The organism is Bradyrhizobium brasilense, from assembly GCF_029714345.1.
Classification (GTDB): Bacteria; Pseudomonadota; Alphaproteobacteria; order Rhizobiales; family Xanthobacteraceae; genus Bradyrhizobium; species Bradyrhizobium australafricanum.
Map to the genome: position 1 here is coordinate 7,352,544 of NZ_CP121669.1, position 16,658 is coordinate 7,369,201.

Below are 16,658 nucleotides of genomic sequence, written 5' to 3' on the forward strand. Positions count from 1 at the left end.
CCCTCTCCTCCTTCATGGCATTTGCCGAACAATTCAAGCGGAGCAAGTGATGATCCCTCGCCAGGTTTGATTCAGACGGCCTCCCGCCCGGTTGCAAATCGGCGATTTTCTCGCTCTCGTTCACTTATCCGGAGCACCTGCCGATCTCGTCGATCAGCGCGTCTGTGTCGACCTGGCGACAATAACCCTTGATCACTCGCAAACTGTTGTCATGACGGTCCTGGCTATAGGTGGCGCAGGCATCCGGCACGAGCGTCACGAGGTAGCCGAGATCGCACGCGTCACGCACCGCAGATTCCACGCACTGGTCGGTAACAAGCCCGGCCAGCACCAGCTGCTTGACGCCGAGATTGCGCAGCACGTAATCGATGTGGGTGGATACAAAGACGCTCGACGACGATTTCGGCAACACGATTTCATCATCGCCGGGCGCAATCTCGTCGATGACCTTTCCGTCCCATGAGCCTTTCGGGACATTGAAGCCCGTGATCTTGTAGTCGAGACTGCGATCCCGACCATCCCTGGTGAGACTCTCGATTGTCGTGTAAAGTACTTCCATGCCTGCGGCACGAAACGCCACCTGCAGGCGCCGCATGTTGGGTATGGCAACGTTCTTCAAGCGGTCGAAGTAATAGCCGTATTTTCCGCAGATCTCGGCGTCCGGCACGTCCTTGAACTCGCCGCCGTTACGCCGGGCGCAAAAGTTCTGCACGTCGATAAACAACAACGCCGCGCGCTTCGGATTGAGCGGCACCTCGCGCGTCGTCGGCAGTTCAGTCGTTGACATGCTGTTTCTCTCGCGCATCGATCAGCCCATCGGCGATCAAGCTCGCCCATCTGCGCTGTCCCTCGGGATCGCAAATCAGATCATTACGAATTTCCAGCAGCAGGTGCGGCAGGCCGCGCGCCTCACCGTGCACAGGGATCGTGTAGTCCCCCTCGTCGTCGACGACATACGGCTGGTTGTGCGCGCAGATCGTCGCTGGATTGCGTTGTTGAAAGGAGCCGAGAAAACGCTCGGCAAAGCTGGCGTCACGGTTGGAGAGCACACCGATTTCCCAGGGTCGCCTCGGGCCGCCCGCCAGCCGCGGCGTGAAGCTGTGCACCGCGACCAGGATCGCCGGCGAACCTGCGGTCGCGCGCCGATCCAGAAGGAGCGCCACCTCCCGATGGAATGGCTCGTGGATCTCCGCATAACGCTGCCGGCGCTGATACTCGGCGAGGCGTAGATTGCCTGGCACGACCGTCCCGTCGCTCACCTCCGGAATGCAGTCTGGCGCGCCAAAGGGACGATTGCAGTCGACAACGAGCCGGCTGTATCGCTGCAGGAAAAGCGGAGCATCGAGCTGATCCGCAAGGCGACGCGCCACAGCTTCGGCACCGATATCGCAGGCAATGTGCCCGAGACTTTCGCCCGGCGGCAGACAGAGATTGTCGAGGCGCCGCGGAACCGCGGCCCCCGCGTGCTCGCAAACCAGCACAAAGTCAGCACGTCCGCCGGCATTGACCAGCTCGACCGGGCGCGGGTCCGACGGCGAGAGCAAATTCGGCAAGGTTTCTGAGTACTGCAACACGTCACCCGAAGTTGGCGCATGGCACCTGCAGCCATACTTAATTACCCCAACAAAACGAAATTCAGGAATCAAAGTCAAACATTTTCTTTCGTTTGATATATTTTTTTCATATGCCTATTTCCGGAACCAGGCTTTACCGGGTTCGGAAATGCTCGGCTGGACGTGCGTGACGCCGCGGGGAGTAACCGGGCGCGCCACGCCAATGAGCAGGGCACCAGACACGGAGCTGATCGAGTTTCCGTTTGGCTGCCTCCGGGGTTTCGATCAATGCAGGGCGGGATCGTGCGCTGCGCGCCTCAGCACAGGACAGGTTAGTTCGACGCCAGTGTCAGGAAGACTTCGCTGAAGACCAGAGGCTGATAAATGGCTCGCACATGCTCATCCCGTTCCCGCAGATTGCGCGACAAAGTTGGCTGCTTTCTAGCGACAGAGGATAAGTAATGCTCAGAAAAGGAAAAACGTTCGATGAGATTCGAAACGGGTTTCGGTGGACTATTCCCGATTACTACAATATCGGTGCCGATATATGCGACCGGTGGGCCGATAAAGAGCCCGGTCGAGTGGCGATCATTGACGTAGAGCCTGGCAAGTCGACGCGCGAATACAGCTTCGCCGACTTGAAGGCACACTCGAACCGGCTGGCTAACGCCTTGAGCCTGCGCGGCATTGGCCGCCCTCATGGACAGATGGGCGATCGTGTCGCCGTTATGCTGCCTCAGCGCTTCGAGACAGCAGTGGCGCACGTTGCGCTGGCAAAACTCGCATGCATTTCCATCCCGCTATTTACATTGTTCGGACCCGACGCCCTTCTCCATCGCCTGGCAGATTCCGGCGCAAGAGCAATCGTGACAGACGGCCCGGGCGTCGAGCGAATAGAACCTCTCCTTCGACAACTCCCGGCACTGGAGCTTGTCATCTGCGTCGATGGCGCGATTGGACCGGCCAGGAGTTTCGCTGCGCTTTGCGCGGCAGCACCGGAGGTTTTCGAGCCTGTATCGACGCGCGCAGACGATCCAGCAATTCTGATTTACACGTCAGGCACCACAGGAAACCCGAAAGGTGCCCTTCATGCCCACAGGGTACTGTTGGGACATCTTCCGGGAGTTGAAATGAGCCACGATTTTCTCCCTCAGGACGGAGATCGCTTCTGGACGCCCGCAGACTGGGCATGGATTGGCGGCCTGCTTGATGTGCTCATGCCGGCGCTTCATCATGGCATCCCGGTCGTCGCCTGCCGGTTTGCGAAATTTACCGCAGAGGCAGCTTTCGAACTGATCAAGACCTGCCGAATACGCAACGTCTTTCTGCCTCCCACCGCCTTGAAGATGATGAAGCTCTTGCCCGCGGCCGACACGCCCGGATTGCGCCTTCGCTCGGTGGCAAGCGGCGGCGAACCGCTGGGGGCAGAATTGATCGAATGGGGGCGTGCGACGCTTGGGGTGACGATCAACGAGTTTTACGGCCAGACCGAGTGCAACATGGTGGTTTCTTCCTGTGCAGCGCTGGAGCCCCCTTTGCCGGGCAGGATCGGCCGGCCTGTGCCCGGCCACGTTGTTGATGTAATCGATGCTGCGACCGGCATTCGCCAACCTGACGAGACAGAAGGGGCTGTCGCGGTTTTATCGCCCGACCCGGTGATGTTCATCGGCTATTGGCAAAATCCCGCAGCGACGCGCGAAAAGTTCATAGAAGGGCCGGACGGGAAATGGCTTCTTACCGGGGACCTGGGGGTACGCGACGCCGGGGGCCGACTTCGCTTTGTGGGGCGCGCTGACGATGTCATCGGCTCCGCCGGTTACAGGATTGGCCCTGCAGAAGTCGAGGATTGTCTGCTTGCGCACGAGGCAGTCCGTCTTGCCGGGGTCGTCGCAAGGCCAGATCCGCTGCGAGGCGCGGTCGTTGCCGCATATGTCGTGCTTAAGCATGGATATGTTGGATCAGACGCATTGGCTGACGACATTGCAAATTTCGTCAAGTCACGACTGGCAGCACACGAATATCCGCGTGTGGTACGGTTCATTGACGAGATGCCCTTGACGACGACGGGCAAAATTATCCGTGGCGCTCTACGCAAGATCGCCCGGGATGAGGCTGCGGCAGAACGTGTTGCAGCGAAGGGATGAGAGCGCAGAAGCGGTCGTTGCCTGAAAGGGTCGGGGATTGCCCCAATTGCGCGGCGGCGCTCGCGAACGGGTCCTGGAATAAGTGGATGTCTTGAGGACACGTCTCGGCGGCTCCGTGATCGATATGCCGATCGAAAATCAAGACAGCTGGAGGCCCTCGCCTTTCGAGGATCGACGCGCAACATCGGGGCACGACGCGCTAACTTGTATCAATCCGGCCATACCGGGCCTTGATTGATGACGCCCGTCCTGCCCCTTCGAGCAAACGCGAGCCGGGAGGACAATCTGGTCGGCCGGGTTACCGGTTACTGCGTGGTCGGCAAAGCTGTTCAACGGCACCAGACAGCCGGTTCCCGACATGCGCCAGCCGCCAGTGTGCCGATGACAGTCCTAGCCGACGATTCTCCTGCTGCAGCGGCATGTCCACGGGAGAGAATTTGCTTGTCCGGCTTTCCAGAAACCAGGTCAACATACTCTTTCATTCGCCCGATACGCGCCGCCGGAGGCGAAGACGCACATTCATCCAAATGATCTTCCAGCTTTTCAAGGCGCATCAGTGGTGTTCCGCCGTCACAAAAAATACTGCGGAATACCGGGATGGGCTTGATGCTCTCGATGTAGGTGCGGCGAGCGCCATTTTTGCTCCCCTTCGACAATTTAATGTTCAGGACCATGCTTAAAACGAGGTGCGGAGCGGTATACCATCCCCACGTCAAACTCCCCAAAGAATAGGCAATAACACCGATACGATCCGGATCCCTCTTTGTCCGGTAATATTCGAGCGGCTGAATAACGTGAGGATGATGACCCAGTATCAGGTCCACTCCCTCCTCGATCAATGAATGAGCGGTCTCGATTTGTCTGTAGCGCGGGAAAAACTCAAATTCGTAGCCCCAATGAATCGATGCAATGACGAAATCACAACCTTGCTTCTTGCAATCTTCGATTTGCTTCTTGAGCAACGCTAAATCCGTCGGGACATGCCTGGACAGGAGTTTAGCCGCGTGCACACGAAATGTTTCGCCCCCGGTCAGCTGATTGGCATTAAGTCCGAATGTCGCCGATATGAATCCGATCTTGATCTGATTTCTGGCAAGAATATTTGCTCGCCCATACTCCCCGGGATGACGGGGAGTACCAATGTCAATGACCCCGGTTTGCGTCATCGCTCTCCGGGTCGCTTCAACACCCTCTGTCCCCAGATCCAGTATATGATTATTAGCGGCGTTAAGAACAGTAAAATGCTTGCCCCGATGTCCGGTCAACGCAGCATATTGTGCGAATGAGCAACACATCATCGCCGTGCGTCCGTCACCGATGGCTTTTCTTACGACTTCCTCTTCTGCTACAGGTGATTCATAATTCGCGAACGAAATGTCAGCATCAAAGAGGGCAGAAGCAACGTTTTCAAAGAGGAAATCCTTGGAGCATTCGAGGCCATCTGCCTGAATAAGATCACCCGACGCGCTCAGCGTCATCGACGCAACGCTCCTGAATTTCTCCGGCAACTTCACGGCGGATTTGTCGCGCAGGAACAAGACCTCGGATACGTTCTTCTCTGCCCTTATGATCGGCCTTGCGCTCTTGTAGAACCAGTATGCCATATCGATAAATCTCATCTCTTCCAGATCGGTTGCAACGTCCTGAAGCGGACGATCCCACAGACGCAACCAGGTGGCACATCGTACGGCAGCGCGTGTTCGCGCAGAGGCACGGAAAACCTCGGCAGGATTTGTGGGAAGGCGACGCAGCATGAACTGATGTCTCTGGACTGGGAAAACAGATGGGACTTTGTGATGCGTGGCCCGCCACTCGCTGTCGTCGATGGGATCAGACATTCACGCTTGCGTGGCCACTTTCGACGGTACTCAACCCGATTGCCGCCTCCGCATCTGGATTTGTCCAAATTGTTCTGATTCGTTTGTCAGTCGGTGGGTGGGTTGAGGTCCGGCGTCCCGGGCAATGGATACAACTCGAAAAACCGACGCGGGATATCAATCGAACGGCTCCGGCCGGTTAAATCCGTTGTCTGAAGTTGTCTCTCTTGCTGGTGGCGGACATTGGAACTGCTTCCTTATCCCGGAAGCATTTCCACTCGTCTTGATGCGCTCAGACTATATGGAGGGTCGCGCCTCGAAACTACCAGGCTCGATAGTTGATTGATGGACGTCCGTGCTCTGCCACTGACTTCAGGGCGCCGGGCGAGCCGTCGCTGCTGCCCTGGTCGCTCTTGCGTGCATGCGGCCAGGATTCCGGGGGACATCGTTGCCGCAGGTCGAGCGCATGCCACGATCCACCTCATTTTCAACGGCGCGTTGCGCGCCAGGTCGAGGACTGCTTCTTTAGCCCCATGGTGAAATCATCGCGACGGAAGGAGGCCTTGAACCCAGCTTGCAGCGTGTCTGCTGTCAAGGGAGCAATCCAGGGCAGTCGCCCCAACCACCGCACCCGGCCAATCTCGCAAATCGCTCTCACAGCATCCGGATTCTTTTCGCCGACGAAGACGATTCCGAGCATATCTATCTGGCGTCTTCGGAGAGCCTCTATGGAGAGCAGTGAGCAATTGACCGTCCCCGGAGCCGTGCTCGCGCAGAGCACGACAGGGAGTCGCCATCTCTCGAAGAGGTCAATGTAAAGCGTACCGCAAGTCAGCGGCTCCATGAGTCCGCCGGTCCCCTCGATGACGAGCGGCTGCGCGCCGATGTCCGGCACCTCGAGCGAGTCCGTGTCGATCCGGACATCGTCAACCTCCGCGGCGCAGTGGGGCGAAACGGCTGTTTGAAGGCGATAACGCTCAGGCACGATGCGGTCGGATGGAACACTGCCAAGCCGGGCGACGCGCTCGGCGTCTGTCTCTCCTTCCAGGCCAGCCTGAATCGGTTTCCAGAAATTTGCGCCGAGGAGATGGACGAGCCCCGCGCAGAAGACCGTCTTTCCGATCCCGGTGCCTGTACCGGCCACTACAATCCGCAGCTGGTTCATCGAGCTTGACCTGTTGCCTCCTCGACCAGAGTATCCAGCATTGTACGCAACTCATCCTCCACGACATTCAATGTCAGTGAGATTCGCAAATGATGTGCCAGTCGAGACCGGTCCTACACCTGGGAAATCGGTGGCTTACGATCGGCGCATAAACCGGACGCCCAAAGAATCGAGCAGAGCTTTATGCAAGATACCTATCGCGTTTGCTGCGACATCGCTCCTTGTCCGTATGCCGACTGACAGCGTTGAACCATAGAAATTTGCGTGCCATGGCGCCTTCCCAGAGTTGCGTTTCATGGGTTGTGACAGGTTAAGATTGTTGTCGGCGCACAAAAACTGTCCAGATCGGACGAAGGCAGTAGCGTTCGGCAGAGTGTGTATCCTGATAGATGCAGAACAGTACGCTTCGAACGACAACCATACGATTGACGACCGAGTTCGCCTTGTTTTGGTGTCATTTCCTTCCGCTAAACTTGAACCGCCGCAATCATCTGCCCTGCTGTTCCTGATGAAACTATAACAATAAAATACATTGTGGATGAGCTCGCAGTGGTCGCGTATGGCGCTCAAGCACACCTCCGGCTATTTTGGTGCGCATCGACCACGCCTTGATCGAAGCACAATGCCCAGGCAATTCAGAAGAGTTGTCAGGCTCGCTTTTCGTAAAGTCCTGCCGGCATCCTGCGCGACGACGCGGCTGCTTGCCCGCAAGGATCGACGACAACTTATAGATTGGTATTAGCGACTCGCGCATACCAACGCCTGCCTGGCATCCCGGATCACGAATGTCGCCGGTTCTGAAAACGTTCAGAACACGCCACGTCGATCAAGCCTCACCTGTTCGTACGCCACGCCAAGGAATTGGGCATCGGCCAACACCCGCGTCCTGCTCAGGCAGAAGTTCTGCAAGCTTCTGCTGCAGGGTCGGCGCGTCGCGCAGGCGCGCCTCCTGCGCAGCGCTTTCCAGCATTGCGCTGAGCTTGATCACGATATAAGAACGCGCAAGTTGCGGCGTCACGTTTGCGGCCATCATGATCCGTCACATTGTCTTCTTCACAGCCAGGGATAAGGCCGGGATCGACCAGATCATCGAAGGCCTATCGGTTCTCACCTCGATCCCGCATGCACGTCGGCTCGAGATTGCGCGCAACCGCAAGAGCGATCAGCTCGGCGATGAGATCGATGTCGTCGTGTACGGCGAGTTCGACAGCGAGGCGGAACTCGCTGCGTACAAAACGCACGATTTGTACCGAGAAGCGATCCGGTGCGTCCGGCCACTTCGGGAGCTGCGGTTTGCCGCTGACTACGAGCTTTCAACAGATGTGCATTTCGCAGGAACGGCAGGGTCAAGCCAGGTCGCTCGACGCAACCGATCAGCTGGCCGAGGCTAGCGTGATGGTCAGCCTCGAGGCTTTGTACGCGTCGGACGGAAACAACCCTTATTTTCCACGCGACCATGGTCGGAGCCGGCTTCACAGTCTGCTGGTCGGAAACCAATAGCCGTATGCACGTCCGCGAGTTGCAATGGATCGAGCCTGTCAAAGCGCTGCGATGCCTTGCGCAGAGGCCGCAGCTTACCTTTCTTGATAGCGCGGCAGGACATGAGCTGCTTGGCCGTTACTCATATCTGACCTGCGAACCGTTCAGCACCTATTTGGTCGCCGATGGACAGGCAAGCTGGAATGGAACGGCCCTTGCGGGTGATCCATGGGCCGTCCTCCGCGACCTGCTCGCCAGATACCGGGAAGTGCATCGCCCCGATCTCCCGCCGTTCCAGGGCGGCGCTGCCGGCTTCCTTGGTTATGATCTGAACCGAACACTGGAGCAGCTCCCGGCCCCGTCAATCCCCGGTCTCCGGTTACCTCAATCGATTCTGCATTTCTATGATGTGGTCGTCAGCTTCGATCACCGGGACCACAGGTGCTGGATCGTCTCGACCGGATGGCCGGAGCAGGACCCCGTTCGACGAGCCGAGCGCGCCCGTCGTCGGGCCGACGAGTTTGAAGCGCTGCTTGCCAGGCCAAGGTTGCCGCGGATTATAATCCCCAGCACGACAGGCGCCTGGAATTCGAACTTCAGCCGTGAAGGCTTCATAACTGCGGTCCAGCGCGTCATCGAGTTGATTCTGGCGGGGGAGATATTCCAGGCGAACATCGCGCAACGTTTCAGCGCCAGGGTGTCGCCTTTGTTCGACCCGCTCACCTTCTACTGTCAGCTCCGGTCATTGAACCCTGCGCCCTTTGCAGCACTTTTGCGCTACGACAAGCTGACGATTGCATCAAGCTCCCCTGAGCGATTTCTGAAACTTGACGGTCGACACGTTGTCGAAACGCGGCCCATCAAGGGCACAATCGCACGCTCCGCTGATCCAGCGGAAGATCAGCGCCGCGCCGAACTTCTTGTCGGATCCGAAAAGGACCGCGCCGAAAACATCATGATCGTCGACCTGGTGCGCAACGATCTGTCACGAGCCTGTACAGACCATTCGGTCGAGGTTACGGCACTATGCAACCTCGAATCCTATGCCTCAGTGCACCACCTCGTCTCGATCGTCAGAGGCACGCTTGCTGCGGGCCAGGACGCTGTCAGTCTGCTTCGCGCCTGTTTTCCGGGCGGCTCCGTAACCGGCGCTCCCAAGGTGCGGGCAATGGAAATCATTGCGGACATCGAGGGAGTGGCTCGAGACGTCTATTGCGGGGCGATCGGCTTCATCGGATTCAATGGACACATGGACACCAACATTGCGATCCGCACTGTGATGATCGACGACGACCTGGCCGTGTTTCACGCAGGTGGCGGAATAACGGCGATGTCGAATCCCGAAGCCGAATATGACGAGACGCTTGCCAAGGCACAGCGGATCTTCGACGCCTTTGTTGCCGATCGATCCGGTGCTCCTTGATTGTCATCATCGACAATTACGACTCCTTTGTCTTCAACATTGCGCGCTATTTCCGCAAGCTTGGCGCCGATACGGAAGTAATCCGCAATGACGCAATCAGCTTCGGCGAACTCGGAGCGCTCAAGCCGCGTGCAATCGTCATCTCGCCCGGTCCCTGCACGCCAACGGAGGCCGGCATATCCACTGCCACCGTCCATGAATTTTCGGGTCGTGTCCCAATTCTTGGCGTCTGCCTTGGGCACCAGTGTATTGCGAGCGCCTTCGGCGGACGCATCGTACGTGCACGTTGTCCCATGCACGGCCGGGCCTCACACATAACCCATGACGGCCGAGACTTGTTCAAACAACTCCCGTCTCCGCTTTCTGTTGGGCGTTACCATTCTCTGGCGGTCGAACTCGATGAGCCGGACATACCGCATCTCCAGGTGACCGCCCGGTCAAGCGAAGGGGAGATTATGGCCTTGGCCCATCGGCATCATCCAACCTATGGCGTACAATTTCATCCGGAGTCCGTCCTTTCGGAACAAGGTGACGTGCTGCTCAAGAATTTCTTGCGATTGGCAGACAGTTTCCGAGCTTGAATTGGAGACTTTATCGCGCGCCTGATAGCTAGTTCGCAGAACCGGAATGGCGAGCTGCGGCCTGATGACACCAGTTCAGCGCAACGTTGTGCGGGCCTGCCCCTGTGAAGATGTGACAAGAAGGCACGAAAGAGCTCGGTTGGTACGCCCCGTACTCAAGTTTTTCTTTTCGTGCAGTCTCAATTGAATTACTTGGGGCCTGCATTTGCGCAGACCTCTTCACACGACCTCCATTCGATGGAGGGGCGGGTCATCTGTAGTCTGGCCGCAAGGACGCTTATTCGAGATCCGCCAAGAGATTGGCGGTGCCGTGCGGTAGGTCTTGCTACCGCTGCCCTCACGGGCGTTTCCTCCCTTGACTTGGCCGCCGGTCCCGTAGGACCGGCGGTCCTCTTCGGTATCTGGCAACGTCTTCATGATCGAGGAATGATAGATCTGCACTCGACGGACGTGAAGCCGGACAGAAGCAACGCGTGTTATTGGGGTCGAAGTAGTTTATGCAACACAGAGGCGTGCAATTCAGCATTCGGGAAGCATTGCCGGGCGAATGGCGCTACAGTTTCAAGATCGATGGCAAGACGATCAGTGGCAAGACCCAAACGCGATTGCAGCTTCTTGCGGTCCGTCGGGTCAAGGATCGCATTAATCGTGAACTGAATCGCGGCGCGGAAACTCAGAGTTGATATTAGCGTGGGTGGCTCTCCAGGACGCGCGGCTCGGCGGCTTCTGAGGCGGCCGCTTTAGCAGGACGCCGGGGGATACGTCCCCGCGCGCATCCCAGCCCCTCATCAAGCCGATGCCGGCCATCCGAGGCCATCCGCCGGCCGGTTGAGCTTGGGCTAAAGGCTAAGACCAAATAGCCACTTGAACTCGCCCGCAGGTTGCGGAACATTGTCGCTCTTTGAGAAAAGCTGTTTTCAGGACGATTGATATGAAAAGGTTTTTGCTGGTCGCTGCGGCGCTGTCCGCGGCGGTAGCGTCAACGCCATGTTTTGCGAGAGCCGGCGGGGGCCATTCCTACGGTGGCGGCATAAGGTCCGGCGGTTCGTATCGGGCGGCTCCTGCAATGCGATACGCGCCCGTTTACCGGGCTGCACCAGCGGCGCGGGTCTACGCACCTAAGGTGCACTTCGCTCGTCCTAGGTATGCCGCTCCCAGTCTGTACAGAAGGCCGAGCGCGTATCGGCCAATCTATGTGCCACGCAATCCGGTCTACGCTAATCCGGCCCGCCGAGCCCCAGAGCGGTTCGTGAGGCTTCACGGGCGTACGATAGGCATCCCGGCGCTTGCTGGTCTGACGGCACCCGCAATCATAGACGTACCTGGCGTGGGCGAGATGATCGTTCCCCAGGACGTGTATACGACGATCTACCCTCTCCTTATTTCGGAAGATCAGGCAGACCAGGAGCGCGCATTCATGCTGCTAAAGGAGCGTTCCAAAAGCGATCCGGACAGTCTCTTGCAACAGTCCACAGTTTCCGCACCTCCAATGAAGGACCCCTGCCCGGACTGCCAGGACGACAAGGTTGAGGTGCTGCACACGTGCCGACCGATCGGAGAGTGCGACACGTCCGAACGGTTGGTGAATAGCTCCAGGAATTCAATATACCTGGTCCCCGAGCGCGGCCTGGATCGACGCGGATTGATCTTCTGAAAATCGAAGCTGAAATAGACCTAGTATCCGATCGACTCGCGCCACTGCCAGTTGTTGTATGTCCATTTCCACCAGTGGGAACCACAAACTGCGCTCCGTCGCGGCTTCGGGTCACAAGCAACGGTAGAGGACCGCACACAGAGAAGTCCGGTCCTCTCGCGACAACCGACGCGCGAAAGACTTACGCATCAGATTCTATCTTCACCAAAACTTCCCCGGCGATGATTTCGGGGTCTCCAAGATTAAGGTCATGCAGGCTTGCTTGAACGAAATCCAGCACTTTATCGTTCGCAGCATTGGCGCTTTCGCGGTCCTCGAATATCATCACGGCGACACCGACGCCATCGCCCCCATCCAATACGTAATAAGATCTGAACCCGTGCGATTCCCTTAGGATCTGACCGATGCCGCTTTTGGCGCGGCGAGCAGCATCCGCAACCGAACGAACCTTGGTGTACTTTCGAATGAAGATGTACATCAGCCACCCATGCGTCTCAGTCCTAACCGGCGCATCAAAGCATATTGGGCCTGTGCTGGACTAGGACCTACTTCCGCGTTGGTGCGTCGATTTAGTATGCCCGCAGCCACGTCCGATCCCCCCAAAACAGCCGCGCCAAAGTGAGGGGCACGGTTCAGACACCAAGGGCGAACAGGCGACATGGGTCGAAGCCCTTGCGCCGGAGTGTCACAGACTTATGTGAGAAGCGGTGAGCACTCGCTCATTGCGACTGCCAATCCAGCAATAATCACAAAAGCCAAGGAGGATCGCATGAAATTCCGTCCGCTTCACGACCGCGTCGTGGTCAAGCGTATCGACGCCGAAGAGAAGACTGCTGGCGGCATCATCATTCCGGACAGTGCCAAGGAAAAGCCCTCGCAGGGCGAAGTCATCGCCGTTGGCCCGGGCGGCCGCGATGAAGCTGGCAAGCTGATCCCCATCGACGTCAAGGTCGGCGACCGTGTCCTGTTCGGCAAGTGGTCGGGCACCGAGGTCAAGATCGACGACCAGGAGCTTCTGATCATGAAGGAGAGCGACATCATGGGCGTTCTCACCGGCGTCGCCGGCTCCAGGAAGGCGGCCTAACTCTGACCGCCGCAAACGCTCATCCCTGCCTCGCAGGTGAGAGACGAATTTCAAATCAAGGAGGAAAATATGTCAGCTAAAGAGGTCAAACTGGGCGTCGATGCCCGCGATCGCATGCTGCGTGGCGTGGACATCCTCGCCAACGCGGTGAAGGTCACCCTCGGTCCGAAGGGCCGCAACGTGGTGCTCGAGAAGTCGTTCGGCGCGCCCCGCATCACCAAGGACGGCGTTGCCGTCGCCAAGGAGATCGAGCTCGAGGACAAGTTCGAGAACATGGGTGCCCAGATGGTGCGGGAGGTGGCGTCGAAGGCGGCGGATGCTGCCGGCGACGGCACCACCACCGCGACCGTGCTGGCTGCGGCGATCGTCCGTGAAGGCGCCAAATCGGTTGCCGCCGGCATGAACCCGATGGACCTGAAGCGCGGTATCGACCTCGCGGTCGAAGCCGTCGTTGCGGACCTCCAGAAGAACTCGAAGAAGGTCACCTCGAACGAGGAGATCGCCCAGGTCGGCACCATTTCGGCCAACGGCGATGCCGAGATTGGCAAGTTCCTCGCCGACGCCATGAAGAAGGTCGGCAACGAGGGTGTGATCACGGTCGAGGAAGCCAAGTCGCTCGAGACCGAGCTCGACGTCGTCGAGGGCATGCAGTTCGACCGCGGCTACATCTCGCCCTACTTCGTCACCAACGCCGACAAGATGCGCGCTGAGATGGACGACGCCTACATCTTGATATACGAAAAGAAGCTCTCCTCGCTGAACGAGCTGCTGCCGCTGCTCGAGGCCGTGGTGCAGACCGGCAAGCCGCTGGTCATCGTCGCCGAAGACGTCGAAGGCGAAGCCCTCGCCACCCTCGTCGTCAACCGTCTGCGTGGCGGCCTGAAGGTCGCGGCCGTCAAGGCTCCGGGCTTCGGCGATCGCCGCAAGGCCATGCTGCAGGACATCGCGATCCTGACCGGCGGCCAGGCCATCTCGGAGGACCTCGGCATCAAGCTCGAGAACGTCACGCTGCAGATGCTCGGCCGCGCCAAGAAGGTGATGATCGACAAGGAGAACACCACGATCGTCAACGGAAGTGGCAAGAAGGCCGACATCGACGCCCGCGTTGCCCAGATCAAGGCGCAGATCGAGGAGACCACCTCGGACTACGACCGTGAGAAGCTGCAGGAGCGTCTTGCCAAGCTCGCAGGCGGTGTCGCGGTGATCCGCGTCGGCGGCGCGACCGAAGTCGAGGTGAAGGAGCGCAAGGATCGCGTGGATGACGCGATGCACGCGACCCGCGCGGCCGTCGAGGAAGGCATCCTGCCGGGCGGCGGCGTCGCCCTGCTCCGAGCCTCCGAACACCTCAAGGGCATCCGCACCAAGAACGACGACCAGAAGACCGGCGTCGAGATCGTGCGCAAGGCGCTGTCGGCTCCGGCCCGCCAGATCGCGATCAACGCCGGTGAAGACGGTTCCGTCATTGTCGGCAAGATCCTGGAGAAGGATCAGTACCCGTTCGGCTTCGACAGTCAGACCGGCGAGTACGTCAATCTCGTCAGCAAGGGCATCATCGATCCGACCAAGGTCGTGCGCACCGCGATCCAGAACGCCGCCTCCGTGGCCGCGCTCCTGATCACCACGGAAGCGATGGTTGCCGAGCTGCCGAAGAAGAACGCCGGCGGCCCCGCGACGCCTCCGGGCGGTGGCATGGGCGGCATGGACTTCTAAAGTCCGCGCTCAAGCGATCCAGGAAATGCAAAACCCCGGCAGCGATGCCCGGGTTTTTGTTTGCGCGCAAACTGCCCCGGCGTAGCGCGGCCAATGCCGATGATGCTTCGCACAACCTCACGCCGATACAGGATCCTTCCGCTGCTCGCAGCACGCACATTATGCACAACTCTCTCCATAAATATACGTTGGCTTGATTTGACAATTTCAAAATATTCACCGCGAGAGTCGCAAACCGAACCGACAGTCGCGCCTTCGCCCGGCAGAGTAGTGTCGGGGCGGGATCGAAGCTCACCCAAAACTCAGAATCGAACACGGAGCGTCAGCGCTGGCGTGACGCATGCAAGCGTTGCGAGGAATGCTTTCGCGCGAGAAGGGGACTGCGCCTTGAGTAAAAGTGAAATGAAAGTCACGGTGAACGGCACGAACATCTTCGGAATGCCGTTGTTGGGTTTCCCGAAGATCGCATTGCCCGGAGTGGTCAGCGATCTAGCTGTGGAGAGCCTTGCTCACGCGCGCACAGCCTCTGAACAGATGACCGAGGCGTTGAGCGAAACATACTCGCGCAACGCGGGCGTCGCGACCGATTGCGGGCTCAAGGTGCTCGAAATCTCTCACGCCAATACCGCCTTCGCGTTCGATTTGTTCGCCCATCTGCTTGGCAGCGGGTCGGCGTCCGAGGTCTTGACCTTGTCCACCGAGCGAGCCCGCAAGGCCTTCGACCAGAACAAGGAATTGTGGGAGCTCGGCCAGAGGCTTGCGACAGACATGCGCGGGCAAGTCAAGAAGCACGTCGACAGGGCTCTCCATCACGCCGCCTGAGGAAGGACGGCAGGCCGGCGGCCACAGGCGGCTTACGGCTCCGCGCCGGCTCTAAACCTTGATATAGTTGAACATGAGGTCGGTTGATCGCTACAATTGTTTTCGCGTCTTCCTTGACCCCACTTGGCTGACGCACCTTCCAAGTTGACGGCCCTGGCTTGCCCCGCCGGGGCCGTTTTCTTTGAGTCCGTCCGGGTGCGACAGCGGCAAAAACGCCGTGCGACGCGCCCGCGATGTTCAGCTCCATTCCGCGTATCGCCCAGCGCGACATCGAATTGGGTGGCGTGGTGATCCCGAAGAATTTCGCCAGCGCGAACCGGACGACGCGGCCGAAGTGGTGCGTGGCGACGGTCCCGCAGGCGCTGCACGCCGCCGTGAGGCTCGCGGCGAACAACGCGCGCAACTTCCAGCCAATCTGCCCCCTCAGCACCGGCGTCAAGTAGCCGCATTCGATGGCGCAATGTCATCGACAGTCAAGTAGCGGTTCCCGCGCTGAAAAGTCTCCCATGCAGCTTTAGCGCCAGGGATGTCGATCGTTGTGATTGCGAGAGTATCCATCAAGCGTTTTTAATCGAACGGAACAGCATGGCCCTTTGTACGAAACGTGCCGATTTGAAGCCTGGAGAGCCCACTCGGGTAAGAAGCGAGATAGTTCGTTCGTCGCGTACCGTGCTAGTGAGAGCGAAGCCCTCAATGTTGCCATTGTATCAGCGCGCATAGGGCACACACCTCAATTCGTGCAGCATCAGTCGGGTCGAGATCGCGCAGGCCATGGTGGAAAGGCTGGGAACGCACTATTTTTTAAAATGTCCCCGTTGCGGGAACAGCGGCTCTGACGATGCTATTCATAAATGTCCGAACTGCGGAACAGTTTTTTGCGAAGAATGCGGAAGGTCGCGGCTCGGAGACGTGTGCCCGCACTGTGATGATGGCTTCGCGCCAGAAGTCGGGCAAATAAGATAGAGCGCGATTCTGCAACTGCCCTTTGATCGAGGTGAAACGCGAATGCGCCATCGTGACCACGAGGATGGCGACCACCCTGGGGCTTACTTCTCAACAGTGAGGGCCACAGGACTCGGGCGTCGGGAAGCGATTGAGTGCGTCGCGCGCCGTTGATCAGCAGCTTGACCTCAACATCAAGGGCGCAGCTAGCACCCAGGCGAGCGGCCCTGCCGCGCAGAGAGCACGATAGGGCCGCCGCCAAGGCAGCAGCGCCAAGGGCAACG

15 protein-coding genes are annotated in these 16,658 nt (G+C 58.8%); 9 read left to right on the forward strand and 6 right to left on the reverse strand.

What is annotated here, in order from left to right; all coding sequences use genetic code 11:
- Positions 1-124: 124 nt before the first annotated feature.
- A complete protein-coding gene (locus tag QA635_RS34030) occupies positions 125-805 on the reverse strand; it encodes a cysteine hydrolase family protein (protein WP_425249085.1) in 681 nt (226 codons plus the stop codon).
- On the reverse strand, positions 774-1,571 hold the full coding sequence (locus tag QA635_RS34035) for an N-formylglutamate amidohydrolase (protein ID WP_283064068.1): 798 nt from the start codon (positions 1,569-1,571) through the stop codon (positions 774-776). Before QA635_RS34035 ends, QA635_RS34030 begins: the two co-directional genes overlap by 32 nt.
- Before the next feature lie 443 nt (positions 1,572-2,014).
- Here QA635_RS34035 and QA635_RS34040 point away from each other — a divergent pair, with 443 nt between their 5' ends.
- Positions 2,015-3,697: an AMP-binding protein gene (locus QA635_RS34040; RefSeq protein WP_283064069.1), complete on the forward strand. Its 1,683-nt coding sequence runs from the start codon at positions 2,015-2,017 to the stop codon at positions 3,695-3,697.
- Between the two features lie 329 nt (positions 3,698-4,026).
- Here QA635_RS34040 and QA635_RS34045 read toward each other — a convergent pair whose 3' ends face one another.
- From QA635_RS34045 to QA635_RS34055, 3 genes are all read right to left on the reverse strand, one after another.
- Entirely contained in the window at positions 4,027-5,451 is a 1,425-nt protein-coding gene (locus tag QA635_RS34045; RefSeq protein ID WP_283064070.1) for a CapA family protein, read from the reverse strand.
- Between the two features lie 550 nt (positions 5,452-6,001).
- On the reverse strand, positions 6,002-6,679 hold the full coding sequence (locus tag QA635_RS34050) for a dethiobiotin synthase (protein ID WP_283064071.1): 678 nt from the start codon (positions 6,677-6,679) through the stop codon (positions 6,002-6,004).
- An 826-nt stretch (positions 6,680-7,505) separates the two neighbouring features.
- Positions 7,506-7,712: a hypothetical protein gene (locus QA635_RS34055; protein WP_283064072.1), complete on the reverse strand. Its 207-nt coding sequence runs from the start codon at positions 7,710-7,712 to the stop codon at positions 7,506-7,508.
- Between QA635_RS34055 and QA635_RS34060 the strand changes: the two genes are divergently transcribed.
- The 4 genes from QA635_RS34060 (at position 7,711) to QA635_RS34075 (ending at position 10,845) form a co-directional block, all read left to right on the forward strand.
- A complete protein-coding gene (locus tag QA635_RS34060) occupies positions 7,711-8,070 on the forward strand; it encodes a Dabb family protein (RefSeq protein ID WP_283064073.1) in 360 nt (119 codons plus the stop codon). The genes QA635_RS34055 and QA635_RS34060 overlap by 2 nt on opposite strands.
- A 113-nt stretch (positions 8,071-8,183) precedes the next feature.
- Positions 8,184-9,581 carry an aminodeoxychorismate synthase component I gene (gene pabB / locus QA635_RS34065; protein ID WP_283071978.1) on the forward strand — a complete coding sequence of 466 codons (1,398 nt, stop codon included), beginning with the start codon at positions 8,184-8,186 and terminating at the stop codon, positions 9,579-9,581.
- Entirely contained in the window at positions 9,578-10,162 is a 585-nt protein-coding gene (locus QA635_RS34070) for an anthranilate synthase component II (RefSeq protein WP_283064074.1), read from the forward strand. Before pabB ends, QA635_RS34070 begins: the two co-directional genes overlap by 4 nt.
- A 512-nt stretch (positions 10,163-10,674) precedes the next feature.
- The gene (locus tag QA635_RS34075; RefSeq protein ID WP_283064075.1) at positions 10,675-10,845 is read left to right on the forward strand and encodes a hypothetical protein; all 171 of its coding nucleotides are present in this window, start codon (positions 10,675-10,677) and stop codon (positions 10,843-10,845) included.
- A 1,152-nt stretch (positions 10,846-11,997) separates the two neighbouring features.
- Here QA635_RS34075 and QA635_RS34080 read toward each other — a convergent pair.
- Positions 11,998-12,294 carry a hypothetical protein gene (locus QA635_RS34080; protein WP_137479446.1) on the reverse strand — a complete coding sequence of 99 codons (297 nt, stop codon included), beginning with the start codon at positions 12,292-12,294 and terminating at the stop codon, positions 11,998-12,000.
- Positions 12,295-12,585: 291 nt separating this feature from the next.
- On the opposite strand from QA635_RS34080, the gene QA635_RS34085 reads away from it, so the two are divergent.
- The 4 genes from QA635_RS34085 (at position 12,586) to QA635_RS34100 (ending at position 15,875) form a co-directional block, all read left to right on the forward strand.
- The gene (locus tag QA635_RS34085; protein ID WP_283064076.1) at positions 12,586-12,900 is read left to right on the forward strand and encodes a co-chaperone GroES; all 315 of its coding nucleotides are present in this window, start codon (positions 12,586-12,588) and stop codon (positions 12,898-12,900) included.
- Positions 12,901-12,969: 69 nt separating this feature from the next.
- The gene (groL, locus tag QA635_RS34090; protein WP_283064077.1) at positions 12,970-14,610 is read left to right on the forward strand and encodes a chaperonin GroEL; all 1,641 of its coding nucleotides are present in this window, start codon (positions 12,970-12,972) and stop codon (positions 14,608-14,610) included.
- A 402-nt stretch (positions 14,611-15,012) separates the two neighbouring features.
- A complete protein-coding gene (locus tag QA635_RS34095) occupies positions 15,013-15,432 on the forward strand; it encodes a phasin family protein (RefSeq protein WP_283064078.1) in 420 nt (139 codons plus the stop codon).
- Between the two features lie 233 nt (positions 15,433-15,665).
- Positions 15,666-15,875, forward strand: coding sequence for a hypothetical protein (locus QA635_RS34100; protein ID WP_283064079.1), 210 nt, complete (start codon positions 15,666-15,668; stop codon positions 15,873-15,875).
- Positions 15,876-16,658 lie beyond the last annotated feature (783 nt).

Excerpts from the sequence above, each read along its gene's own strand:
- QA635_RS34040 (WP_283064069.1), top strand. The coding sequence starts at position 2,015 with ATGCTCAGAAAAGGAAAAACGTTCGATGAGATTCGAAACGGGTTTCGG.
- QA635_RS34060 (WP_283064073.1), top strand. The coding sequence starts at position 7,711 with ATGATCCGTCACATTGTCTTCTTCACAGCCAGGGATAAGGCCGGGATC.
- QA635_RS34085 (WP_283064076.1), top strand. The coding sequence starts at position 12,586 with ATGAAATTCCGTCCGCTTCACGACCGCGTCGTGGTCAAGCGTATCGAC.
- QA635_RS34095 (WP_283064078.1), top strand. The coding sequence starts at position 15,013 with ATGAAAGTCACGGTGAACGGCACGAACATCTTCGGAATGCCGTTGTTG.
- QA635_RS34080 (WP_137479446.1), bottom strand. The coding sequence starts at position 12,294 with ATGTACATCTTCATTCGAAAGTACACCAAGGTTCGTTCGGTTGCGGAT.
- QA635_RS34050 (WP_283064071.1), bottom strand. The coding sequence starts at position 6,679 with ATGAACCAGCTGCGGATTGTAGTGGCCGGTACAGGCACCGGGATCGGA.
- QA635_RS34030 (WP_425249085.1), bottom strand. The coding sequence starts at position 805 with ATGCGCGAGAGAAACAGCATGTCAACGACTGAACTGCCGACGACGCGC.
- groL (WP_283064077.1), top strand. The coding sequence starts at position 12,970 with ATGTCAGCTAAAGAGGTCAAACTGGGCGTCGATGCCCGCGATCGCATG.
- QA635_RS34045 (WP_283064070.1), bottom strand. The coding sequence starts at position 5,451 with ATGCTGCGTCGCCTTCCCACAAATCCTGCCGAGGTTTTCCGTGCCTCT.
- pabB (WP_283071978.1), top strand. The coding sequence starts at position 8,184 with ATGCACGTCCGCGAGTTGCAATGGATCGAGCCTGTCAAAGCGCTGCGA.
- QA635_RS34100 (WP_283064079.1), top strand. The coding sequence starts at position 15,666 with ATGTTCAGCTCCATTCCGCGTATCGCCCAGCGCGACATCGAATTGGGT.
- QA635_RS34055 (WP_283064072.1), bottom strand. The coding sequence starts at position 7,712 with ATGATGGCCGCAAACGTGACGCCGCAACTTGCGCGTTCTTATATCGTG.